This is a genomic window from Methanobrevibacter thaueri (genome assembly GCF_015062915.1).
GTDB lineage: Archaea > Methanobacteriota > Methanobacteria > Methanobacteriales > Methanobacteriaceae > Methanocatella > Methanocatella thaueri_B.
Genome location: NZ_SUTJ01000008.1, coordinates 21652 through 47960, shown reverse-complemented (window position 1 = coordinate 47960; position 26309 = coordinate 21652). Strand labels below are relative to the sequence as shown.

At 37.6% G+C, this 26309-nt stretch carries 16 protein-coding genes; 11 read left to right on the top strand and 5 right to left on the bottom strand.

Going from position 1 to position 26309, the window contains the following annotated elements; translation table 11 throughout:
- The first annotated feature begins 131 nt into the window (after positions 1–131).
- From E7Z78_RS06585 to E7Z78_RS06570, 4 genes are all read left to right on the top strand, one after another.
- Positions 132–8927, top strand: a complete 8796-nt coding sequence (locus E7Z78_RS06585) for a right-handed parallel beta-helix repeat-containing protein (protein WP_303724371.1) — start codon at positions 132–134, stop codon at positions 8925–8927.
- 50 nt (positions 8928–8977) lie between these two features.
- Positions 8978–12436: a C1 family peptidase gene (locus tag E7Z78_RS06580; RefSeq protein ID WP_303724370.1), complete on the top strand. Its 3459-nt coding sequence runs from the start codon at positions 8978–8980 to the stop codon at positions 12434–12436.
- Positions 12437–12632: 196 nt separating this feature from the next.
- A complete protein-coding gene (locus tag E7Z78_RS06575; protein ID WP_303724369.1) occupies positions 12633–14057 on the top strand; it encodes a GNAT family N-acetyltransferase in 1425 nt (474 codons plus the stop codon).
- Between the two features lie 238 nt (positions 14058–14295).
- Complete coding sequence (locus E7Z78_RS06570) at positions 14296–16032, top strand: Na+/H+ antiporter NhaC family protein (RefSeq protein ID WP_303724368.1); 1737 nt, start codon at positions 14296–14298, stop codon at positions 16030–16032.
- A gap of 49 nt (positions 16033–16081) precedes the next feature.
- Here E7Z78_RS06570 and E7Z78_RS06565 read toward each other — a convergent pair whose 3' ends face one another.
- The gene (locus E7Z78_RS06565; protein WP_303724367.1) at positions 16082–16792 is read right to left on the bottom strand and encodes a PD-(D/E)XK nuclease family protein; all 711 of its coding nucleotides are present in this window, start codon (positions 16790–16792) and stop codon (positions 16082–16084) included.
- The gene (locus E7Z78_RS06560) at positions 16789–17814 is read right to left on the bottom strand and encodes a glycosyltransferase family 2 protein (protein WP_303724366.1); all 1026 of its coding nucleotides are present in this window, start codon (positions 17812–17814) and stop codon (positions 16789–16791) included. Before E7Z78_RS06560 ends, E7Z78_RS06565 begins: the two co-directional genes overlap by 4 nt.
- Before the next feature lie 92 nt (positions 17815–17906).
- Between E7Z78_RS06560 and E7Z78_RS06555 the strand changes: the two genes are divergently transcribed.
- The 4 genes from E7Z78_RS06555 (at position 17907) to E7Z78_RS06540 (ending at position 21551) form a co-directional block, all read left to right on the top strand.
- Positions 17907–18449, top strand: a complete 543-nt coding sequence (locus E7Z78_RS06555; protein WP_303724365.1) for a flavodoxin family protein — start codon at positions 17907–17909, stop codon at positions 18447–18449.
- Positions 18450–18671: 222 nt separating this feature from the next.
- Positions 18672–19514, top strand: coding sequence for an alpha/beta hydrolase (locus E7Z78_RS06550; protein ID WP_303724364.1), 843 nt, complete (start codon positions 18672–18674; stop codon positions 19512–19514).
- A 358-nt stretch (positions 19515–19872) separates the two neighbouring features.
- Positions 19873–21120, top strand: coding sequence for an RNA-guided endonuclease TnpB family protein (locus E7Z78_RS06545; RefSeq protein WP_303724363.1), 1248 nt, complete (start codon positions 19873–19875; stop codon positions 21118–21120).
- A 194-nt stretch (positions 21121–21314) separates the two neighbouring features.
- Complete coding sequence (locus E7Z78_RS06540) at positions 21315–21551, top strand: 4Fe-4S binding protein (RefSeq protein ID WP_303724362.1); 237 nt, start codon at positions 21315–21317, stop codon at positions 21549–21551.
- Here E7Z78_RS06540 and E7Z78_RS06535 read toward each other — a convergent pair.
- Both E7Z78_RS06535 and E7Z78_RS06530 read right to left on the bottom strand, forming a co-directional pair.
- On the bottom strand, positions 21544–22326 hold the full coding sequence (locus E7Z78_RS06535; RefSeq protein ID WP_303724361.1) for an NAD(+)/NADH kinase: 783 nt from the start codon (positions 22324–22326) through the stop codon (positions 21544–21546). The two genes, E7Z78_RS06540 and E7Z78_RS06535, sit on opposite strands and share 8 nt — an antisense overlap.
- A 162-nt stretch (positions 22327–22488) precedes the next feature.
- On the bottom strand, positions 22489–22785 hold the full coding sequence (locus tag E7Z78_RS06530; RefSeq protein ID WP_303724360.1) for a putative quinol monooxygenase: 297 nt from the start codon (positions 22783–22785) through the stop codon (positions 22489–22491).
- Positions 22786–22968: 183 nt separating this feature from the next.
- Between E7Z78_RS06530 and E7Z78_RS06525 the strand changes: the two genes are divergently transcribed.
- From E7Z78_RS06525 to E7Z78_RS06515, 3 genes are read left to right on the top strand one after another with little or no spacing between them, the layout of a single operon-like run.
- Positions 22969–23661: an iron-sulfur cluster assembly scaffold protein gene (locus tag E7Z78_RS06525; RefSeq protein WP_303724359.1), complete on the top strand. Its 693-nt coding sequence runs from the start codon at positions 22969–22971 to the stop codon at positions 23659–23661.
- A 2-nt stretch (positions 23662–23663) separates the two neighbouring features.
- Positions 23664–24662 carry a GGGtGRT protein gene (locus E7Z78_RS06520; RefSeq protein ID WP_303724358.1) on the top strand — a complete coding sequence of 333 codons (999 nt, stop codon included), beginning with the start codon at positions 23664–23666 and terminating at the stop codon, positions 24660–24662.
- A 44-nt stretch (positions 24663–24706) separates the two neighbouring features.
- Positions 24707–25123: an NUDIX domain-containing protein gene (locus E7Z78_RS06515; RefSeq protein WP_303724357.1), complete on the top strand. Its 417-nt coding sequence runs from the start codon at positions 24707–24709 to the stop codon at positions 25121–25123.
- A gap of 120 nt (positions 25124–25243) precedes the next feature.
- Here the strand turns inward: E7Z78_RS06515 and E7Z78_RS06510 are convergent, their stop codons facing one another.
- A complete protein-coding gene (locus E7Z78_RS06510; RefSeq protein WP_303724356.1) occupies positions 25244–26212 on the bottom strand; it encodes a hypothetical protein in 969 nt (322 codons plus the stop codon).
- Positions 26213–26309: the final 97 nt, after the last annotated feature.

The window sequence follows — 26309 nt, the reverse complement described above, 5'->3', positions numbered from 1 at the left end:
AATTTAAATATATTTTATATTTATTCAAATTAATTTTAAATTTTATATACTATATATTATAATAAATATTAATGTAAAGTTGAAATCTTATTAATTAACTTTATATCAAAAATATTTAACGACGTGGTTGAATGAAGATAGATAAAAGTCTTTTTATATGTGCGCTTTTGGTGCTGGCGATGCTCTGCATAGTCACAACCGCAAGTGCAGCTGAACCACTTGACGAAAACTTGACAGCAACCGATACGGGGGGAGACATTGACGAAGTCGTCAATGAAGAGCTAAGCGTTTCGGACAGTCAGGACAAGTTAAGTGCTGAGGGAGACATTATCACCGTTGATGCAGGTGGTAGTGGCGAGTATCAAACAATTTCCGCCGCTGTTGGCGCAGCCACTGGTGGGGAAACTATTTTTATTAAGAACGGAGAATATACTGAAACCTCTAAGATTGACATCGGTACAAAGAAATTGACTTTTACCGGTGAATCTCCTGATGGTGTAATCATTAAATCCGGAGATAATGACTTGTTTTATACAACAGGATCAGGTTCTTGCACATTGGTTTTCAACAATTTGGTTTTTAAAGACATCTCAATGACTGGTGCTAGAACTCCAATATTCATTGGTGGAAACGATGATGTCATTATAGCAAATTGTACATTTGACAACTGTGAATCTAGATATGGTGCATTGCGCATATTTACCTCTGGAAGTGTGGTTGTTGACCAATGTAAGTTTTTAGGCACAAAATCATCAACTGGTTCTTATTCTAGTGCAATTGACTTTGGAGGCAGTGCAAATACTGAATATGTATTGAAGAATTCCATCATTGACAATTCAGGAATATCCAGTGCAAATACTGGATCTTATATATTGGGTGTTTTGTACTGTGAGAAAAGTGCCGGTACTGTTGTAGTGGATAATGTGACAATTAGCAATTTCCAAGGTAACGGTAAAGGAAGGGCACTTATCACTGCTAAAGGAAATATGGAAATAAAAAATTCCAGATTTGTTAACAATGTTCTTTCAGAAGGCAATGATTACAATTCATTATTCTTTATATCTACAGGAGGTAAAACTGTAAATATAGAATCAAGCATGATTGCAAACAATTCTGGACCTAAATACATTGTAGCTTCCAATTCTGCAACATCATCTTTTACTTTAAATTACAATAACATCCAGAACAACACAGTCAATTTGGGAGTTAACCATCCTTCTTCAGGTTCCTACAATTTAGATGCAAACTATTGGGGATCCAATTCCCTACCTGATGGTGTTACAGCATCAACTTGGATTGTGGAGAACAACGGTGCTTATGAATTGAATACCGGTGAAGCTGTTGATGTAATCATTCCTGGATTGAATGATGGTCCTGAACCTAAATATCCTGAAGGAACAATTTATGTTGCAACTGACGGTAGTGATGATAATAACGGTTCTGAAGACAGTCCTGTCTTAACAATCGCTAAAGGTGTCGAACTTGCAAATGCAGGATCAGGTTATCTTGTAATCAAGGAAGGAGTATACAAGGAAAGCGGAATTGAACTCAACAATTCCAAACCAATCAGCATTATCGGTGACGGTAATGTTGTTATCGACGGACAGGCAAGCTCAACCAGTATTTTTGTAATGGATGGTGGAGTTGCAAATTTCACCAACATCGTATTTACAAACAACAATCCAAGATACGGTGGAGCTATAAATGCGGGTTCATACGTTGATATAAACATTTTAATCAATAACTGTACATTTACAGATATCAATTCCACTTCAAGAGGTGGAGCATTCTATGTTGCAACCGCTAAAGGTAAATTGACAGTTAAGGATTCCAAATTCTATAATATTGACAGCGGTTCCTGGGGAGCAATCACCATTGCAACTTCATCCCAGGCTGACGGATTGACTGTTGATATTTCAAATTCAATATTCAAAGGTAACAAAGCAAACAATGGTGCTGCAGCATATTTAAGAGCTGCAAATGTAAACATTATAGATTCTAAATTCATTGAAAACACTGCAGCTAACGCACCTGGTGCAATATACTTATACAATGCAACCACAACCATTGACAACTGTGTAATTTCAAACAACACTGCTGGCGGAAAGGGTGTTGCAATAAGTACAACTCCTGTTTCAGGTAGTGTAACAAAAACAACTATTACCAACTGTGTAATAGAAAACAACAATGGAAACGGTCAGACTTTACCTGCAATCTATGCTGACATGAATTTGATTGAAATTTCACACTCATCATTGATTAATGACTTATCAATCGAAACACGTACAGCTACAGGTTATGATGCTGTTTATGGCCAAGGTGTCGTAATTGCAAACAATAACTGGTGGGGAACAAATGACCCAAGCTCAAAGGTCGAAGGTAAAAACATAACTATTGACTCCTGGGTAATCATGAATGTCGTTGCAAACGCAACTGAAGTGATTTCAGGAGACCAAGTGAAATTGACAATAGACTTTAACCATGTAAACACAACATCAGGCGAGATTCAGGAATTGACCGGTGGAGTTATCCCAATCGATTCATACACTGTCAAACTCACTTCCCAAAACGGTACATTCTCACAGGATGAAGTAGTCGTTAAAAACGGAAAAACCCAAGATGTAATCTTCACATCCGCCGGCAACACTGCCCTTATTAAGGCAACATGTGGCGAAGCTAATGTGGACATTAAACTTGCAAAAGGTGTTGAACCATACTACGGCATCATCTACGTGTCAACCGAAGGTAATGACAACAACAACGGTTCCGAACAATATCCTGTTGCAAGCATCTCAAAGGCTATTGAACTTGCATCCATTAATGGAGGATCCGGTGAAATCATCGTAAATGCAGGTACATACATAGGCACAAATTATGAAGTCACCAAGGACTTAAAAGTTACCGGTGTTGGAAACGTTGTACTTAATGGAGAAGGACAAGGAAGATTATTCAATGTAGCATCTTCCGCTAACGTTGCCAAATTGACATTAATCAATTTAACATTAACCGGTGGAAATGCTTATTACGGCAGCGTAGTTTACAGCTACGCAAAAGAACTGATTTTGGAAAATGTAAATGTAATCGCTAATCCAACTAGTGGAAACCTCATCACAAACAACGGTAAATTGACTGTAAGCAAATCCAAATTTGCAAACAACACCTGTGGTGATGTAATAAAAAGTTCCGGAAACTATGACATTACAATTACCGATTCCACATTTGACAACAACACCGTAACCGGTTCTTCATCTGATTATGGAATTGTATACATTACATCCTCCGGAAAAGTCAATTTAATTGTTGAAAACTCAAAATTCACCAATAACGTTGCAAGACAAGGTGTATTGATCGGTTCATCAGATACAGTAATTGATGTAAAAGGCTCAGATTTCATAAACAACACAAACACTGTTTCTTACGGTGGAGCTATTCGTGCAAGTTCAACATTGACTGTTACCGAATCCAATTTCATCAACAATAAAGCATTAAGGGACGGTGGAGCAATCTATGTTGGTTTCCGTGGAGATGCTACTGTAACCAAATCAGTATTCATCAACAACACAGTAACCAGCAGCGGATATTATGGTGATGCAATCTACAATGGAAACAAACTCTCCGTAAACTACTGTGTACTTTTAACCAACGGTACAAAATACGTGATTTACAATGACGGTGAGGACAATGTCGTTAATGCTCAATACAACTGGTGGGGAACCAATGATGACCCTAGTTCTTTAACAGGTGTAGGCAGCTATGAGGATGACTGGGGAGATGACACTCCATGCGCTGACGTTGACTCATCCAATTGGGTTGTAATGACCGTCTCAAACAACTTGACCGCAGACGCATTAAAAGTTGGAGATAAAGCTGAATTCACTGTTGATTTCACTCATGATGTAAACAAACAGGCATTGGCTGATTCAATCCCTGAAGTTGAAGTAAAAGCAAGTGCAGTTTACGGCGAATTGGACAAGGATAAGGCAACAACCGAAAACAATGTTGCTAAATTCATATTCACAGCAACCGACGGTGGAGTGAACAACGTAACAATCACATCTACTGATGCAGTGAATACCACTGCCGTGACTGTGGAAGAACCTATCGTATTGGAAGTGATTTATGTATCCATGACCGGTGATGACAGCAACATCGGTTCAAGGGATGCTCCTGTAGCAACAATCAAACACGCTATGGAAATTGCTGAGAAAGGTAAAATCGTAATCCTGAACGGTAATTATGTAATCACCGAAACATTGGTAGTTAATAAGGATTTAGATATTTCAGGTCAAGGAAATGTAGTCATTGACGGAAATTCCTTAAGAATCTTTGAAAACACAGCAAACCTTAATCTAACCAATATCGCATTTACAAATGCAAAATCAGCTTTCGGTTCAGTGCTTTTAAATGACGGAAATTCAACAATAGTCAACTGTAACATCTATTCAAACCAAGCTACCGGTTCCAGTGGAAACATTATTAACAATAGAAAAGGTACAATGGTTATTGATAACTGTGACTTCTCTGAAAATGTTGCAAAAAGAGGAGTTGTTGCATCACAATCCGAAACAGACTTATTAATCAATAATTCTGAATTCATTGGAAATGACATGACCTCATTATCAAATACAAACGGTATCGTTTATTCAGCTTCTGCTGATACTGTAATTGAAAACACAGTATTCAGAAATAACAAGGCTAAATCAGCAGGTGCAATCTATGCAACCAGAGCTTCCTCTGCAACTAAAGGAACCTTGGAAGTAACTAACTGTACTTTTGACAACAATATTGCAGTTGAAGGTACTGCTGGTGCAATATTTGCCGGAAGAACTCCAACAACAATCAAGGATTCCACTTTCACCAACAACCAGGCTAACAGTGGAGAATATGTTAAAGGTCAAGGTGGAGCGATTTATCAAACTATGGATGATCCGAAATCCACAATGAGCATTGACAACTGTGTATTCATTAACAACACTGCTGGAGATGCTGGTTCTGCAATCTATGTGAATACCGATCAAGGTACATTCGATATTGTAAATTCAATCATCATCAGCAAAGAAGGTGACGACAAATATGCATTAGACAAGAAAGAAAAAGCAACCACAGTCATTACCGCAAACAACAACTACTGGGGTAATAATACAAAAGCAAACATCGACATTAGTGAAGACAGTAAAATCACATTAGATGTGACTGTTGACCCTAAAGATGCTGTTGCAGGCGATGAAATCACAATCACCGCAGTATTTTCAAATGAAATTCCAGACGGTGTTGAAGTGAGTTTCACTTCTGATTCAGGTAAATTAAACGAAGTTGTTTTAAGCAAAGGCAAAGAAATCACTTTCAAATACACTGTAGATGAAGCAGATAAGGAAATTCTCGTCTCATTAGGCGGAGTTCCTCAGTTCACTGTACTCATCAGTGATATTCCTGATGTAATCTATGTATCACCTGAAGGTGACGATGCAAACGAAGGATCTATTGATGCTCCTGTTAAAACATTGGCTCATGCAGTAGAAATCGCTAAAAAAGGTCAAATCGTTCTTTTAGAAGGAACCTATAAAACCGGTGACTTAGGAATCATTTCCAACAACTTAAACATTACAGGTGAAGGAAAAGTTGTAATCGATGCAGACAACAGCAATAGAATCCTTTACGTCGGTGAAGATGCAAAAGTTGTTCTTAAAAACTTAATAATGATTAACGGTTACAATGCGGTTGAAAGCGGTGCATTACTCGGAAACTCTAACTATTTAACCTTGATTAACTGTACATTAGCTAATTCAACAGCAGGTGAAAATAACGGTGGAGCAATTTACAATGTTGGTTACTTGACTATCATTAACTCAACTATTGCAAACAACACCGCTAAAGTTGGTGGAGCAATCTATTCAGGTTCAGGTCTTGCTAAAGGAGCAACAATCAATATTGAAAATTCCGTAATTGAAAACAACACCGCTACAGGTAATGAAAACAATGGTGGTGGAGCAATATTCGCTCAGCAAATTGCAGGAATGACCATTGACAACACAACATTCAAGGACAATAAGGCATTGACCACCTCAAGCGGTGGAGCAATATTCATTTCACACTCAGAAGCTGATATGAAAATCACAAACTCCGAATTCATTGCAAACCACGCTAACGGTCAGGACGGTACCGGCGGTGGAGCAATCTACATGGTTGGAACATCAAATTATGAAAGAAAAGGTAAATTAACCGTTTCCGACACTTTATTTGAAGACAACACTGCTGATGCAAACGGTGGAGCAATCTATTCAAGAGCAACCACAGTAAATGTTGAAAAATCCGTATTCATAAACAACAATGATGCAAACAACATCTCAGTTTACGGATATGCAACCGAACAAATCAACCCATCCATAACTGCCAATAAGAATTGGTGGGGAACCAATGCTGATCCAAGTGCATTTGTAGGCGGAAACAACAAATACAAACCGACCTTAAACAATTGGGCAGTATTAACCATTAAAAACGACACTGAAATCAAGGATGGAAACACTGTAAAATTAACCGTAGCAATTGACTCATACACTGACGGTGAAACAGTTCAAGCACTGGACAGTCCTGTCAATGTTGAAATCCCTGTAACAATCTCCACTAATAAGGGAGACATTGAAGGCGTATTATCCAACGGTGAATTTACATACGATTTAGATGCAACAGGCATTAAATACATCTCCGCAAAAGTTGGTGGCGATGAGGAAGTGTTATTCGTTAACACTGTTCCAACAACTATCGCAATGGAGGACATTACCGCTGCAAAAGGAGATGCTGTAGAATACACAATTACTGTAACTTCCGATGACGGTACTGTTGTCAGCAAGGGAGAAGTTGAACTTTACTTCGGTGAAGATCTAATAGCAACAATCCCTATTGTGGACGGAACAGCTAAGGAAAGCATTTTAATTTCCAAAGACATTGGAACCTACGATATCATAGCCAAATTCATTGACACCACTGAACAGTTCGGTGCTAGTGAAGCTACCAAAACTCTTACAGTCACTGGAATCAACAACATTGTAACTCCAGAAACAATAGGTAACTTCTTCGATGAAAACGGTGTAATGAAAGCTAATGTTCCATTCGATGAACTCATATTCCAAGGCGAATTCAAAGACTTAGGAACACTCACAATAAACAAGGCTATCAAGATAACCGGTGACGGTGCACTGTTCAACAACACTGCCCTTTACATCAAGGCCGACAATGTTGCTGTTAAAAACATTGAATTTGTCGCTGATAAGGAATTCGACAACAATGCAGTCATTTACGTTGAAGGTAAAAACAATATAATAGAAAATAACACAATCGATTATGACGCTCCAGCAGGAGAATCATACGCTGTTTACGTGGATGGTTCTGATGGAACCAAATTGATTGAAAACGACATTTTCTATGACGGTAAGTTAGGTGAGGCAACTAGAACCATGGCAATATATGCAATTGACTCCGATAACATGGTTGTAAGCGACAATTATGTTGAAGCTTCAGTTCCATCTACCGATGTAGGTTATGGTCCTGCTCCTGATTATGCTCCTGTGGTATTGTCTGCAGGAATCGAATTCGAAAACTGTAAAAACCTCACATTTGAGGACAACACTGTAACTGTTGACTACAATGAAACTGCAGGTTACACTGATACACTTTACGGTTTAAGAGTTGCAGGATGTGACGATGCAAACATCGCTGGAAACGACATTGAATTGAACGGTCACCAATACGCCTATGGTGTAGAAGTTTCAGGTAAAAACATCACTCTTGAAGACAACACAATTGATGTAACTTCAGATGACCATTATGCGGCAGGTGTTTCCGTACAAGGAAAAACAACCGCAACCTTTAACGGAAATGACATCACTGCCGAATCAGAAGATGTAGGATACGGTATATATGCTGACAATTGGGGTATTCATGATACCAGTTTAGAAATTGTCGACAACACTATTGAAGTTGACTCAAACACTGCATATGGATTGTCTCTTGTTGCAAATGAAACTGAAATCACTGACAACGAAATTACCGTAAACGGTAACTACACTATCGGTATCGGTGTCAAGAATGCAAATGCAACCATTAAATCAAACGCAATCAATGCCAACGGTACAAATGTAGGTAAATCTGCAGACGATTACCCAATGGTTAACCCTATTGAAACATTAGGCATCTATGCAGACAACTCAAATGTTACAATTGAAAACAACAACATCACTTCAACAGGAAACAAGACAATTTCATTGAATGGATGTAACGGATCAATTGTAAATAACAAATTGATTGCAAACGGCAAAAGAGGAGATGCAACAATCGCTTTAAACAACTCAGATGTAAAAGTTGACAACAACAAGTCATCTGAAGACCCAGTCACTCCAACCAAGGATGTCATTAAAGTGGTTGCAAGCAATGCTAAAGTGGATTACGGATTTAAATACAAGGTTCGCGCTACAATCAACGGCAAATCCGTTGGTGCAGGTAAAGTCGTGACCTTGAAAATAGCTGGAAAAACATTAAAGGCAAAAACTGACAAGAACGGTTATGCTCAATTCACATTGAAAGTAAAACCTAAGAAGTACACTGCCAAAGTGACCTATAACAAAGTAACCAAAACAGTTAAAGTCACCGTTAAAAATGTTATCAAGGCTAAAAACAAAAAGATTAAAAAATCAGCTAGAAAAGTTAAAATTAAAGTCACCTTAAAGACCTCCAAGAAAAAACCTATTAAAGGCAAAAAGGTCACTCTTAAGATTAAAGGTAAAAAAATCAAAGCAAAAACCAACAAAAAAGGTGTTGCTGCCTTCAAACTTAAGAAAAATGTGCTTAAAAAACTTAAAGTTGGTAAAAAATACAAATATAAAGTAATCTACGGTAAAGACGTAGTTAAGAAAACTTTAAAAGTTAAAAGATAGGGATTATACTTAATCTCTATTTATTTTTCTTTTTTTGGGGGAATGAAAAAATGGCTGAATATCAAAAAATTATTCTAATGACATTATTGCTTTTGATATTTATAATTCCGTCAAGCTATGCAATAAATAACCAGACAGCTGACACGGTTCAGCTCGATGACAACCAGACAACCATTGCAATAGATTATCATGATGACACATTAACCGCTAATAACGATTATTATTTCGATGCATCACTGGAAAACGACAATGGTGATGGATCATCACAAAATCCATATAAATATCTGACTGTGGAAAGAATTAAGGGAAACTGCAATATCCATTTGGCCAATGGAGAATATAACCTGGATAATTATAAGGCAATCGAACAGGTAAACATTATCGGATCAAATCCTGCCGAGACAATAATCAATTATGATGGCGTCGGATTAAGGGTCAACTCCCTTTTAACATTGACCAATGTTACATTAATGGATTTGTCAATTACAAACTCAGGAAACCTTGATGCCACAAACACCATTTTTAAATATGGATACGGAAGCTCACCGGACAGTTATGGAAATAATTATGGAGGCTCAATATACACATCCGACTTGAACGCTAATTCCAAAGTGACAATAAACAACTGCACATTCGAAGGAGGCTACGCAGTCTACGGTGGAGCAATTTACATGGGTGCAGGCTATTTGAGCGTATCAAATTCCAGGTTCATAAACAACTATGCATATAATTTCGGTGGAGCCATAGCCTGTGAAAACACAGCAGATGTAACTATTTCAAGATCAAAATTCATTAAGGATTATACTATTGATGATGCTGGAGGTGCAATCTATATCAAGTCATCTCCACTTAATGTTGACCACACTGATTTCATTAACTGCTCTGCAACATTTGGAGGTGCAATAACCACATTAAACAGTGCCGTCACATTAAACTACAATAAGTTTTATAATAACTCCGCAAAATGGGACGGTGGAGCCGTTTATCATATGTACGGAACTTTTGCATCCACATACGGAGTGTTCAACAATAACTCTGCCCGCAATGGCGGAGCATTATTCATTGACAATTCCACAGATGTGGTATTGCTTTCCAATTCATTTGAAAACAACAATGCCAAAGTTCAGGCGGGAGCAGTATATGCTCTTTTAAGCAAATTGAGATTGCCTATAAAGAACAATCATTATAGCAATAACAATGCTCCAATAGACAAGGATTATATTGACACCAAGGATTTAAACGTCCATTTAGGTGGTGAAAACTATACAATCTATAATGTTGATGACATTGACGTCACCGACATTCCAAGCTATTACAGCTTAGTGGATGAAGGACTGGTATCCCATGTTAAAGACCAACAGTCAAGCGGTAACTGCTGGGCATTCACTGCCATGGCGGTTTTAGAGTCCTGCCTTAAAAAGGCAACAGGAACAGAATTCGACTTGTCAGAGGAAAACATGAAAAACCTGATTGCACTGTATTCCGATTACGGCTGGAAAATGGACACCAATGAAGGGGGATATGATGCCATGCCGTTCGGTTATTTCGCAAGTTGGCTTGGTCCTGTAAATGAAACTTCAGACTTGTTCGATGACAAATCAGTTTTATCACCTGTCTTGAACAGTATTTTACATATCCAAAACATACTGTTTTTAAAAAGGGACAATTACACAGACAATGATGCGATAAAAACCGCTATCTTGAAATATGGTGCGGTTGGAACCTCAATATACTTTGACAACTATTATCTGAACAATGGTAAGGACTATTTCACATGGGCATTGTATCCTTCAAACCATGCAGTGACAATTGTGGGATGGAATGACACATACTCAAGGGACAATTTCTACTTTGGAAGCTATGCTGCAGGCGATGGTGCATGGATAGTGAAGAACAGCTGGGGTCCAAATTGGGGTGATAATGGTTACTTCTACGTGTCATATTATGATGAGTCCTTCGCAAAACCTGGCGTTGAAGGCATCGCTTATACATTTATTTTAAACGACACTATAAAATATGACAAGAATTACCAGTATGATATAGCTGGAAAGACAGATTACCTGCATGATGACAGGACTGAAGTCTGGTATAAGAACAAGTTCACCGCAACAGACAATGAAATACTCTCCGGTGTGTCAACATACTTTGAGAAGTTGACAAACTGGACATTTTCCGTTTATGTCAACAATGTATTGAAAACCACCAAAAGCGGGACTTCCCAGGCAGGATACTACACATTCCACCTGGATGACATCATACCTTTATATGTTGGTGACGTGTTTGAAATCGTGTTCAACACAACCTCAGACAAGTTGTCCAGTGTCCCAATATCCGAAATCGCTTCACTGAACAAGGCAATATATTATCCGGAAATATCATATGTAAGCTATGACGGTCAAAATTGGCAGGACCTGTTCTATCTGCAAAAAACCTATGCATTGCATACCTATAAGTCACAAGTTGCATGCATAAAGGCATTCACAGTTTTAGCGGATTATAACACTACAGCCACAATCACCGTTAACGGCAACAAGATTAAAATAAATGTTGTTGATCAATTCAACAACCCTGTAAAAACCGGTGAAGTTACTGTTGAGTTTAACAATCAAACTCAAGTGTTAAAGCTCAATGATGGTGAAGCCGAACTGCCTTTCAGTCTCATTGATGGTGTTTATGCAATTGATGTGAATTATAATGGAGACAATTACAATTCATCTCATGCAAATCAGGAATTGGAGATTCTCTTAAAAGTAGAATTGGCTCAAGGCAATGTTTACACCTATAATTCAAACTACAGGATCATCTTGAAAGATCAGTTTGGAAATCCGATTGTCGGCAAAACAATGATGATTGATGTGGCAAATAAGCAGCATAACCTAAGCAGTGATGCCAATGGAGTTATTTTGCTTAATTTAAAACTGAACGCTGGTAAATATGGCGTAACAGTCATTAACCCTGCCAATGGTGAAAACACTTCCCAGACTATTCAGATTGTTCCTCGTTTAAGCGGCAATAAAAACATTGTCATGTACTATGGGGCCAATAAGGTCTTTAAGGTCAAGGCTCTTGATGACTATGGCAAACCTGTCAAAGGCCAATCAGTAAAAATCGTGATTGGTGCAAAATCCTATTGGGCAAAAACCGATAAGAATGGATTTGCAAGCGTTAAATTGAATAAATTGGCTGCAAAAACATATGGGGGCACTGTTACTTATAAAGGATTTAAAGTATCCAATAAGATACTTGTTAAACCTACTTTGACTGCCAAAAACAAATCCATTAAAAAAGGCAAGGTGTTGAAGTTCACAGCCAAGCTGGTTAATTCCAATGGAAAGGCTTTAAAAGGTAAAAAGATCACCTTTAAAATTAAAAATAAGAAATACACTGCCAAAACAAACAAGAAGGGAATTGCCAAAATCAAGGTCAAAAAACTCAAAATCGGCAAATACACCATTAAAACAAGCTATGGCAAGGTAAAAATTTCAAATAAGATAACCGTAAAGAAATAAAAGTCAATTTTATTTCTTTTTTTCTATTTTTTTTCAAATTTAAAATGATTTGAGTTTTAGTAATACTAAATTTTAATCTTATTTTTAGCAATAACTAAATATTTGCTTATTTTTTAGTTAAAACAAAATTTTTAACCGAATAATTTATATATAATCAATTCTTAATTTAAATTAAGTGATTTAATAAGGAATATAAATGAATATTATTGAAAAGGACACTAATGCCCAAAGGGTATTTTTGAGCGAAGACATCATAAATGTCGTTGAGATTTTGAAGGAACATTACTCTTATATCTACGATTCCATTGAAAAGGAGGGTTTTGTCCTTAAATATGATGAATGCAACCTCTTTAAGGAACTGGTTTTTGAAAAGAAGGTTGTGGGATTCTGCTCATATGACTTTTCAAGGGAATTCATCACCGCAGCATTGAACAACATCTATGTTTTGCCGCAATACCGTGGAAACGGACTGTTTTTATCTGAAATCCTCAAGACCATGGAGGAGCACAACAAGCCAAGCATCATGGAGCCGACAAGACTTGTTGTTGAGCTGTTAATCAAATACGGCTTTGCCCAAAAGGTAAATGACAATATCGTTGCAAGCGCATTGGAATTCATCGTGCCTGGTGTTCATGTGCTTTCAAACACTGACTATGGCACTGATGAGCTTTCAACACATTTCTATGACTTGAGCCTGTGCGGATGCATTCACATACTGGACATCAACAAGGGCCACATTGCATACAGTGCCCCGTTGAATGATGATATTGCCCATTATGACTGCTTTAATGAGGTTAACGATGAGTATGTCGCAGATATCATTGGTTTTTTCAAGGATAATGATGTTGAGCTGATGAATGCGGTTTTAAGGCTTGAGGAAAACCTTCCGATTAAAAACTACACTCTTGAGGAAATCATTGGCGATGATGATAATTTCTCTGCATATATTGAATCCCTTGTGGATGATGCCCATGTCACCGAAAGCAAGGCACTAGCGATAAAAAGGCAAATCAGGGAGGAATATGAGGCAGGAATGATTCTAAACGAGTCACTGATGATAAGGCTTGCTTATCTTTTCAATGAAAATCCGATACCATCCATAACATCACACGATGAAGTGTGTCCCTACTGCAGCATGCCGATTGATGACCATGACAGGTTCTGCCATTTCTGCGGAATAAACCTTGAATATGATCCGGATGAGGTGGAAAGTGACCTTATCAAGTATATTCATCCATCTGATGGCGAGTTCAAGGAGGACATCAGATTCATTGCCTATAAGTTTTTAAGGTTGGTTGAGGAGAAAATTGAGCTTGAATATTGCATTTACACAATTGAAAACAATTACAATGTTAATTGGGACAAATTGAAGGATTTTCTCGAAAAGAAAAATTATTTTAAAGATGGCCACATCACATACAACGGTTATGAGTTTCTGGACAATCACCCCCTCAACTTCTGGGAAAAGTATGAGATGGACATAATCGACTACACCGATTTTGAAAATTATTTCTATGAGCACAGCGATTTGGCACCGGTTGAGATATGCCTTGATTATCTAAAGCAGTTTGAGGATGATGAGTTTATTTCGGAAATCATTGAAAAAATTAACAGGCAATGAATTTTTTCAAAATTTTAACTATTATTTTATATTTTTTTTATTATTAAATATTTTAACATATAATTTTATGAAATTGTTCATTTTATTCAATATTCTATAAATTATTTTCAAGTTTAATATGATTTTTAAATTATAATCTTTTTATATTATTAAAAACAATATTAAAATGTACATGGTAAGTTATTTCTGACTTATAATGGAAATTTGAAATGTATAGGAAAAAATGGTGTGATAATAAATGAATGAAAAAATGAGATTAGGATTAATAACAGCTGTTTCTATTATACTCCTTTTTGTTTTATCATTATGGATTACTTCAACACCAGCAGATGCTGATAATTCTGTCAGATTCGGTATATTAACACTATTACCTCCTCTTGTGGCTATTGCTTTGGCATTCATCACAAAAGAGACAGTATTGTCACTGTTCATCGGTGTATTTGTTGGAGAATTCATGTTATGCTGTAACGATTTAAACATCATATCAACAGCAATCAACGCATTCCTTGATTTAGGTTCACAAGTCATCTCCTGTATGGCAGACCCATGGAATGCAGGTATTATTCTTCAATGTTTACTCATTGGAGGAGTTATCCAACTGATTACAAAAATGGGTGGGGCAAAAGCTCTTGCTGACGCATTCGCTAAAAGAGCAGACACTCCTAGAAAAGCTCAATTATTCACATGGGTTTTAGGATTATGTGTTTTCTTCGACGATTACGCAAACTCCTTGATTGTCGGTCCGATCATGAGACCTGTTATGGATAAACTTAAAGTATCAAGAGAAAAATTAGCATTTGTAGTAGACGCAACTGCAGCTCCTGTAGCGGGAATTGCAATCATATCTACCTGGATTGGATTAGAAATTAGTTTAATCGCAGCCGGTTTCCAATCAGTTGGCGTAACCAACGTAACCGGATTCGGTATCTTCTTACAAACAATCCCATACAGATTCTACAATATATTTATCTTACTGTTCATTGTTATTTCTGCATTGACTTTATATGAATTCGGTCCAATGAAAAAAGCAGAACAAGCAGCACGTGCTAGAAAAGAAAATGAGGAAATCATTGTTCCTGAAGCACCTGGTTTTGATGAAGTAAAACCTGTTGAAGGAATCAAACTCTCCATCTGGAACGCAATCATCCCTATCGGAACACTTATTATCGGTGCATTGATTGCATTCTACTGGAGCGGATACACCACCATTTTAGGTGGGGAAGATCAGGCTTTAATCACCTTGATGAAAACCGCTCCATTATCATTTGACGGTATCTTCCAGGCATTATCTCAATCCGACGCTTCCGTCGCATTGTTCCAGGCAGCACTTCTCGCTTCCATCGTGGCTATTGTAATGGCAGTCGGTGAGCAAATCCTATCCATTGAGGATGCAATCTCCGAGTGGATCGGTGGTATGAAAACCATCGTTATCACTGGTGTAATCCTGCTTCTTGCATGGTCCTTAGGTGGAGTTATCGGTGAAGTCGGAACCGCTGACTATCTGGTTGGTGTTTTAAGCAGTACCATACCTGCATGGATTGTTCCTGCACTTATCTTTATTTTAGGTGCTTTGATTTCATTTGCAACCGGTACAGCATATGGTACAATGAGTATTTTGATGCCATTGGCCATTCCGCTCGCATGGGCTGTAAGTACTGGTGACATGAACTTTACAATCGTATGTACAAGTGGTGTACTGACCGGAGCTATTTTCGGAGACCACTGTTCACCGATTTCAGATACAACAATTCTCTCATCCATGGGAACAAGCTGTAACCACATTGATCACGTTCAAACACAAATCTACTATGCAATATTCGTTGCATGTGTGGCAATATTCATCGGTTACATCCCAGCAGGATTAGGAATCCCATGGTACATCTGTATTCCTATCGGTGTTGTTGTAATGTTCATCGGACTTAGAATACTAGGTGAAAAAGTCGATTTTGAAGAAGTTGAGGAAGCCTCCTCATAACTTCATTATTTTTTTTAATTTTTATAATTTTTAGGTATGCCTAAATTTTTTAATAGTAATGGTCGCAGATATCATTGTATGTGCAGAACCTGCACAAGAACTGTGGCTTGGCATAGAAATTGCCCTTGTTGACTTCCCTTCTCACAAAATAGAAGGTGTCGATTGCCTCATCGATTTCACGTGAATGCAGGAACTTGCGCTTGTTTTCCTCATCCTCAACGTCAAGCAGTCTCAAACGGCCGTTTTTAGTAAAGAAAACTCCAACGGTTGTTACGTTCTTGTCATAGACATTCTCAACAAGAAGCTTATAGTAGCACAGTTCCCTGCGGTACTTGGAAAATGAGCTGGAATTGCCGGTCTTGTAGTCAATGACGGTCAAGTCACCGTTTTCATCCTCTAAAATGATGTCGCAGATTCCTGAAAAGCGATGCTCCTCATCAAGCAGGTACTCCTCCTGGCTGTAGAGCTTATAGTCATTGTCAACAAAGACTTCCCTGAAGAATTTCCCGAGGTTTTCAATGTGATTGGATAAATCATAGCTAAAATCAAGCTCATGGGTGATTTTAAGGAGTTCATTATCAATATCCACGCCGTCAAGCTCATCACCGAACTTTTCTGCAAACTTCTCGGCTATCAGGTGAACGTCACTGCCCAGTGCCATGTACTTGTTCGGTTCGGCCTTTCTTTCCTCAATGTATTGGAACTTGAACTCCAATGGGCATTTCATGTAAGTGTTTATCTTTGACTTTGACAATTTCATAGTAACTTATCCCTTAATCTCTTTAATCTGCTTTTGTTATTGTAATTATACACGCATTTTTCAAACCTTTGGGCATTTTTGGACTTCAATGCACAGTTGAAAATGTGCTTATACTTCGGATTCAATTCATTTTTGAAATATTCATCGCTTTCCCATTTCGGCTTGCTTTTAAGGTAGTCATGTTTTATTTTATTGAAAAATTCATCCTTTTGTGAGGGATTCGCCTTCTTGAATATGTTATAGATATTATTGAATATCCTGTAATATAACTCTTTCTTATGGTTAGGGTGGCCGTACTCGTTGCACAGGTCTAAAAGAAGATTGCTTATCTCAATTGTGTCAAGTGATCTCACGGAGAGTTGACCGGTTGTTGAATCGCTCCATCTTCTCCTGTTGTATAAAAACTGGTCATGAAAACAGATCCTGTCGGCCTTGAAAAGTGCATTTGTGAAAAACACATTGTCCTCAAATAGAAGGCCTTCTGGAAATCTTATGTCATTGACAAATTCTTTTTTAAAAAAGCATCCTGGCGGACAAACGCACAGCTCCAGTGCCATTTTGGAAACGTCACTGTAGCTGAAAACATTACTGCCCACACATTCTTTTAAATGGGGCATGCTGTAGTAGTCATCGTCAATGACTTCACCGGTCTTCTCATAGAAGTTTTTAACCTTAAGCATTACAAAGTCAGTGGACTTTTCACATGCAACGCCGTACAATTCCTCAAGAGCATTCAAATCAAGATAGTCGTCACTGTCTGCAAAATAGACGTATTCGCCAGTGACATGTTCCAATCCAAGGTTCCTGCTTGCTCCCGCACCACTGTTTTTCTGAGATAATATTTTAATCCTTGAATCCTTATCAGCGTATTGTCTTAGGATATCTGGTGAGCTGTCGGTTGACCCGTCATCAACACAAATTATCTCAATGTCGTCAAGGCTTTGGCTGGCAATGCTTTCGATGCACTCGCTCAAATACCTTTCCGCATTATAGACTGGAACAATAACTGAAACCTTAACCATAATTCACCCCTTTGAAAAGCAATTATAACAATAATCTATTTAATGCTTAATGTATATATTATTAATCACAATTAATCGGAGAGTATTATTAAATGAAAATTATAGCACTTCAAGCAAGCCCACGTAAAGGCGGAAACTGTGACGTTTTGATGGACGAAATGATTAAGGGAATCGAGGAAAACGGTGGAGAAGTAGTAAAATACTACCTTGAAGACAAGGACATCGCACCATGTAAGGCATGCATGTACTGTGCAGAACACCCAGAATGTATCCGTGGAGATGACGGTAATGAAATCATCGAAGCATTGATTGAAGCAGACGGTGTAATCTTTGCAACACCAATCTACTACGGCCAAATGACCGCACAGGGAAAACTCATCATTGACCGTTTCTACAAGATTGGAAAATTCAATGACGAATCCCTATCAGGTAAAGCAGCATTGATATTCACTGAAAACCAGCCTGAAGGAACCTACGAACAATACATTGAACTCACCAAGTTCTCACCATTCACATTTGTGGGATACGAAGTATTAGGTCATGTTGATGCCGGTTCAGCAGGTCCTGCAGGTATCGTTGCAGAAGAGCAAGAAGACAAATTGAAAGAAGCATACGAATTAGGTTTAAAATTCTAAAACCTAATCACTTTTTTTTACTTTTTTGTTGTAAACTACAACAGTTATATATACTATTTTTAATATAATATTATCAACAAGATTTTAAGTTGATAATATGACAGAACTCGAATTAACCAATGAATGGGATAAGGTATTTCCCAAATCAGACAAAGTACATCATGAAAAGGTGACCTTCACCAACAGATAGGAATAACACTTGCAGCGGATTTATTTAAACCATTGGATGCTGATTCTAAATTGCCTGCAATTGCCGTTTGCGGACCGTTCGGTGCCGTGAAGGAACAGTCATCCGGATTGTATGCACAGGTATTGGCTGAAAACGGATTTTTAACAATCGCTTTCGACCCGTCATTCACAGGTGAAAGCGCAGGATTTCCAAGATACATGGCATCCCCAGACATCAACACCGAAGACTTCCAGGCAGCAGTAGACTTTTTAGTCACAAATGATGACGTTGATGCTGAAAAAGTGGGAATACTTGGAATATGTGGATGGGGAGGAATGGCCCTGAATGCAGCAAGTCTAGATACACGTATCAAGGCAACAATCACATCCACAATGTACAACATGACCCGTATCAATGCAAAAGGATACTTTGACGAGGCAGACAGTGCGGATGCAAGATATGAAATGAAAGTCATGCTCAACAATCAAAGAACCGAAGACTTCAAAAACGGCGAATATGCAATGGGAGGAGGAGTAGTCGATCCGTTACCTGATGATGCACCATTCTTTGTAAAGGACTATTATGATTACTATAAAACAGAAAGGGGTTATCACAAACGCTCACTGAATTCCAATGACGGATGGACAGCAATCGGTACAATGTCATTCATATCCCAACCGATTATTGCATACTCCGATGAGATACGCTCCGCAGTATTGATCATTCACGGGGAAAAGGCTCACTCATGCTACTTCTCAAAATATGAGTTTGAAAAATTGACAGGTGACAACAAGGAACTTATGATAATCCCTGATGCTGTTCACACCGACCTGTATGATGATATGGATATCATTCCATTCGATAAGATTATTGAATTTTATAATACTTACTTATAAAATTCCTCTTTTTATCTTAATAATGCAAGAATACCACGACCTCTTTTAGGTCGTGGATGAATTGCACAGTTGTGTGTACTTACTTTTAATGTAGTTTTTATTGAAGTTTTATTGTTTTTACGGGTTTAAAATTCGTATCTTTCTTTTTAATTCTGTTTAATGTACTTTTTGTTTTATTATAATTTATTATTTTTTTCATTTTTTAAAATAGTAAGATTACTTTCCAAATGCTCTTTCCTAGTATTTATATATAATTTACACATGAAATTATACTATATCATATGTATCATGTTTGCATTGACCATTTCCTTATGGTTGATTTTTATAATTCTAAAAAAACATATTGGGGAGTTTCTGGATGGTGAATTTGGTTAAAAAGAATATTGAGGTTAGAATTTTTCCCGGTAAAATGGATCGCAATGATAATGGAGAAAAAATAGCCAGCATCAACCAAATCGAATCCAACATCGGCATTAGACGATTTATCTACAACGAGGAATTAGAATTCATAAACAACTTTAAAAAAATGCTAATTCAATACGGTTACGGAGATGATATAAAAATAAAAGTAAACTATAGCTCTTGCAGTGTTATTTTAAATATGTTGAGATGTGAGTATCCTTTTTTGGAAAAAGCAGAATCCAGCAGCAGACAACAAGCACAAAAAGACCTAATCAATGCGTTTAAAAGATACAATGACCCATATTTAAAATCCGCGTATCCAACTTACAAAACCAAGAAAAAAACCTTAAAATCCACATTCAGAATAATAAACAACAACAATAATGTAAAAATCACACCGGATAAAAATGGATATGATAAAATAAAATTAGCCAAATTAGGATTAGTCAAATTCAAAACAAGCAAAGAATACCGAGAACTACTACGCCGAGGAAGTGACAAAAATGACCCGAGCGTGAAAATCAAACACGTAACCGTTAAAAAAGTACACGGCAAATACTACGCCGTTTTTAACATAGAATATATGCATGTTCCGGAAAATATAATTGGTCCGCTAATGCAAGTGGGAATTGATATCGGATGTGGAAAACTAGCTGTACTTTCCAATGGCACAGAGATACCCAATCTAGACCTAACAAGGGAAACAGACAACATCATACGACATCAAAAAAACATGAGCCACCACAAAAAAGCTTCCATAAGATACCTTGAAGCACAAAGATTATACAATAAAGCATGGGAAAAATTCCTAAACAAAAGAAAAGACTACTACAATAAGTTGGCAAACTACATCGTAAAAAACAGTTCATTTGTTGTTGTTCAAAATGAAAACATCATTGCATGGAAAAACAACAAACATCTAAGCCACAGCATACAATTAAATGCGCCTCGTGACTTCATGGACAGACTAGAGAAAAAATGCCAACAAGAAGACGTAAAATTCATTAAAATTCCCCGTGTTTTCCCATCAACCCAAAAATGCAGCAAATGCCAAAAAATCAACAAAAACCTCAAAGGAATCGAAAATCTAGGAATAAGGGACTGGAACTGCCCATATTGTCATACACATCATGATCGTGACTTGAATGCAGCTATAAACATCCTAAATAAAGGATTAGAAATCGTAGGGACTACGGTGCAGTAAAAAATTTTCCAAAAAAAACTATAATTTTTTTTTGGTTTGCGAATCCTCGTCGCCTACACGACGAGGAGGTTCAATTTTTTAATTATTCCCAATTTTAACAGATTAAACCGGATATCTATGGATTATGATTTATGCATAATCTTTAGGATAATTATTTATAAAATTTTATTTAAATATTAATTTGAGGAAGTTATATGGGTCTCGGTTCATTTTTCAAAAGAGGTAAAAAGGAAAAAGAGGAAGTTGTCGAGGAATGTCACATTGACATTAACACTGATGACTGTGACGGCTGTGAGAAATGCTCAATCGCCTGTCCGAACAATGTATTTATATTGGTGGATGAGGTTAGCTCAGTTCGTGATGCACAGGTGTGCAAAAGATGCAGGGTTTGCGTTGCAATATGTCCTAATGACTGCATTACAGTTAACTGATGTTTTCACGAATTGTATCGATGAAGCTTCTGTCCTCAAGCTTAATTATTTTTGTAATCTTATCTGATTTTCTGATTTTTATAGTGTCTTTGCTGAAAACTTCAATCGGCTTTCCGTCATAGAGCACGTAGGATAAAGTGTTTTCACGCAATTCTGTAATTCTAATTTCTACAACAGAATCATCTGACAGTATCAGGCTCCTGTTTATAACTGTATGTGGAGCTATTGGTGTCAATGTTATTATCTCAGCTGTTGGATCAACTATCGGTCCTCCGCATGAAAGGTTATATGCGGTTGAGCCGGTTGGTGTGCAGACAAGTATTCCATCGGCAGTGTATGAGTTGATTAGCTTTTCATTAACGATTGCATCAAACCTGACAACACCAAATGAATTTTTGGAAATGGCTATTTCATTTAATGATTCAGGTATTTCAACCACGTCACCATTTGATCTTACCACTTCACCTTCAAGCATCATTCTCTCTTCAATGTAATAATCACCGTTATTAATATCATCCAATGCCTTTTCAATGTCTTCGGGATTGATTTCAGTCAGATACCCTAATGTTCCGGTGTTTATTCCAATGATTGGCTTTTGTGATGAGAGTCTAGCTGTTTTAAGAAATGTTCCGTCTCCTCCGATTGAAAAGATGATGTCGCATGATTCAGCATCTTCAACAGTTTCCATGTTGATTTTACCGGCCAATCCGATAAGCATTTCACGGGTTTTGATTGATTTTTGATTATTGGTATCAATGTTAATGAAAATCTTCATAATCTTAATTTGGCATTGTTTTCTAATAAGTCTTTAGATTGAAAGTAGCTATTATAATTCAATCAATCGAATAAAAACATTCGTTTAAATCAATGGTGTTTTTTAAATAATGACAGTAAAAAATAAAAAAAGAAAATATGAGTTTAGTCATCTACCACTAAATCATAATTTTAACTCATCGGCACTTAAAACTTGAATTTCCATATTTTCAACAAAATCGCCACTTTCAGCACCGAAGTCCTGGAAGTGCGGTGAAGCCATATGTTTTTTTAAGGCTTCTGGAGATTCCCATTTTTCAACAAAAGTCAATGTGTCATCATCTGTTGACTGCAATAGCTGATAGTCGATATTGCCTTCTTCGGTCAGTGTGGTTTCAATTAACTCTTGTGAAATTTCAACAATAGTATCTCTACAACCTTTTTTAGGTGTAATTTTTGCTAAAACAATTATGAAATCCATACATAATCACCATTTAACTATTTGCATTTCATGTTACTTAAATAATTACTCAAAGTAAATAACTTTTGACATTAATTGAATAATTTCAAGAAAATCTGAATTCGCAATAAATGCCTCATTTCATAAAATACATTAATCATAAAACAAATAAAATTAAACAGTAATAAAAATTGGAGATAAAAGATGATATATTCAACAGAAATCGAAAACATGTGTCCTGTGCGCAAAGGTGCAAATCATGACCCTGCTCCAATACCAGAAGAGGGCAAATGGGTTAAAGCAAAACAAATCACAGACATCTCAGGTTTCACTCATGGAATCGGATGGTGCGCACCACAGCAAGGATGCTGCAAACTGACCCTGAACGTTAAGGACGGAATCATTGAAGAAGCATTGGTTGAAACATTAGGATGCTCAGGAATGACCCATTCAGCCGCAATGGCAGGGGAAATCCTTGTGGGCAAGACAATCCTTGAGGCATTGAACACTGACCTAGTGTGCGATGCAATCAACACTGCAATGCGCGAATTATTCTTACAAATTGTTTACGGAAGAACCCAATCAGCATTCTCAGAAGGAGGTCTTCAAATCGGTGCAGGCCTTGAGGACTTGGGTAAAGGTCACAGAAGCCAAGTGGGAACAATATACTCAACAAAAGCCAAAGGACCAAGATACCTTGAGCTTACAGAAGGATACATCACTGAAATCGGCCTTGACGAGGATGATGAAATCATCGGATACAAGTACATCAACCTCGGGGTAATGCTTGATGCGATAAAAGAAGGCGTTGACCCAATGGAAGCAATTGAAAAGGCAACCGGACAATACGGAAGGTTTGATGATGCGGTCAAAAAAATAGATCCAAGGAGTGAATAAGCATGAGTTTATTTGAAAGCTATGAAAGAAGAATCGATCAAATCACTCCAGTATTGGAGAAATACGGTATCAAAGACCTTGAAGAGGCAAAGCAAATATGTCTTGACAAAGGATTCGACCCATATGAAATCGTTAAGGGAGTACAGCCAATATGCTTTGAAAACGCATGCTGGGCATACACTCTCGGAGCTGCAATCGCAATTAAGCAAGGATGCACTAAGGCATCAGATGCTGCAAAGGCAATCGGTGAAGGACTACAGGCATTCTGCATTCCTGGAAGTGTTGCAGATGACAGGCAAGTGGGACTCGGTCACGGTAACCTTGCATCAATGCTTTTAAGTGATGAAAGCGAATGCTTCGCATTTTTAGCAGGTCATGAAAGTTTCGCAGCTGCTGAAGGGGCAATTGGTATTGCAAACTCAGCAAATGAGGTTCGTGAAAAACCGTTACGCGTAATACTCAACGGTCTTGGAAAGGATGCTGCTTTAATCATCTCAAGAATCAACGGTTTCACTCATGTTGAAACAGAATTCGACTACTTCACAGGTGAAGTCAAAGTCATCAAGGAAAAGGCATACTCTGACGGTGAAAGGGCAAAGGTAAGATGCTACGGTGCCGATGACGTTCGTGAAGGGGTTGCAATCATGCACCTTGAAGGCGTAGACGTGTCAATCACCGGTAACTCAACAAACCCAACACGTTTCCAACACCCTGTAGCCGGAACATACAAGAAGGAATGTCTCTTGCAAGGCAAGAAATACTTCTCAGTGGCTTCAGGAGGAGGAACAGGAAGAACCCTGCACCCTGACAACATGGCGGCAGGACCTGCATCCTACGGTATGACAGACACACTTGGAAGAATGCACTCAGACGCACAATTTGCAGGATCATCATCCGTACCGGCTCACGTGGAAATGATGGGTCTTATCGGTATGGGAAACAATCCTATGGTCGGTGCAAGCGTAGCTGTTGCAGTAGCTGTTGAAAAGGCAATGAAATAAGGGGATCAAATCCCTTTTACTTATTTTTTTTAGGAAGTTTTAACATGTCTACAATGTGGGGTTTGACCGCTAGAGGAATCTGTGAGTTCAACGATAAAATACTGCTTTTGAAAATCAGATCCAAATCCGCTCATGATGCTGGGAAATGGGAAATTCCAGGCGGAAAGGTTAAGAAATGCGAGTTTTTCGATGAGGCTCTTAAAAGAGAATACCTGGAAGAAACCGGTTTGGATATAGATATTGTTTCACTTTATAATGTAGTCAGAAACGATTACACTGCATGCAAAACCTCAGAAGAGGTGAAATCAATCCAGCTCATCATGAAAGTCACATGCGAAAGTGATGAAGTGAATATAAGCAGGGAACATGATGATTACGGTTGGTTTACAATTGATGAAGTCAATCAAATGATTGAAAATGGTCTTTTGACTCCTCCTGCAGTAAATGCGTTTAAAAAGTAAACAATTATTTTCTTCATAAACATTTTTGTTAAAAAGTAATTTAACGTTAATATAATAAATATAATCGCTTTTTCAATAATTTTATTTAAAAAAAGGTGTGACGTTGTTAGTCACATTTAACTATTTCTTTTGCTTTTCAGCTGAATAAATCAGCACTGCCAATATAGCCAAACAGATTAGAATAATCAATACATCCACAGGTTTTCCGGTTTTATAGTCCAATTTTTCTATTGGATTTTTACCGTCAAATTTCATATAGCTATCTTTTATGTATTTAATTTTGCCATCTGCTTTTTTATCGCCATCGGTGGAGGTAGTATTGCTATCAGTTGCGTTATTGCTGATAAAATCTGTTTCATTAACGGTTGAATTTCCTGTGGAATTGTCAATGATTATATTGAACAGCTGAACCTTCACTCCCCATAAGTCCTTGTGGGTTCGATTGAGGTTCTTAAAAGCTAGAAAATCAAATATTCCATATACAGTCTCCTTCAGCCATTGAACATTGCCGCTATTGTTGACCCTAAAACCTGAATTATACCTGTTTACTGCTTCCTTGTTGTATTCATAGAACGGCTTGTCCGTATTGGCGCTGTTCTCATAGAAGTCCCATACGAAACTTTGCACGAATATGGAACTCGGTATTTTTGGTGAATTCTTGTTGATGTGCAGCAGATCGTCATAATGGGTGTAGAATAGGATTCTCAAGTATTCCCCTATGGGTTCGCCGTTGGTGTAGTACCAGTGCCCGACAACGCTTTGGCTGTCGTTAGCGTCAACAATGAAAAATGTATTATTCCAAAATGATGGGTGAGTTTTCAAATCTTCGGTTTCAATGTATCCGCTGTTTTGTATTGAGTATGCATTATAGCCATTGCTCATTGTAACGTTTTTGAAACTTCCGGTATCCGATGTGTATGGTGTCCACTCACCCTTTTCATTTTGGCAGTAATCCTTTGGATTAATAAATTTGATATTGTTAATGTCTGAGTTGTATGTGTTTTTTGCGGTCTCGTTTTCGGCTGAAACTGGTGAAACTGCAACTATCATCAATATCAGGAATATTAGAATGCTTCTAAATTTCAACATCAACACCTCTTTTCATTTTCATAAGACATGAAAGTCTTATGTTGCTTACTTGAATCTAAAGCAATAAAAAGAGGATTAAAACCCTAATAATTAAGAG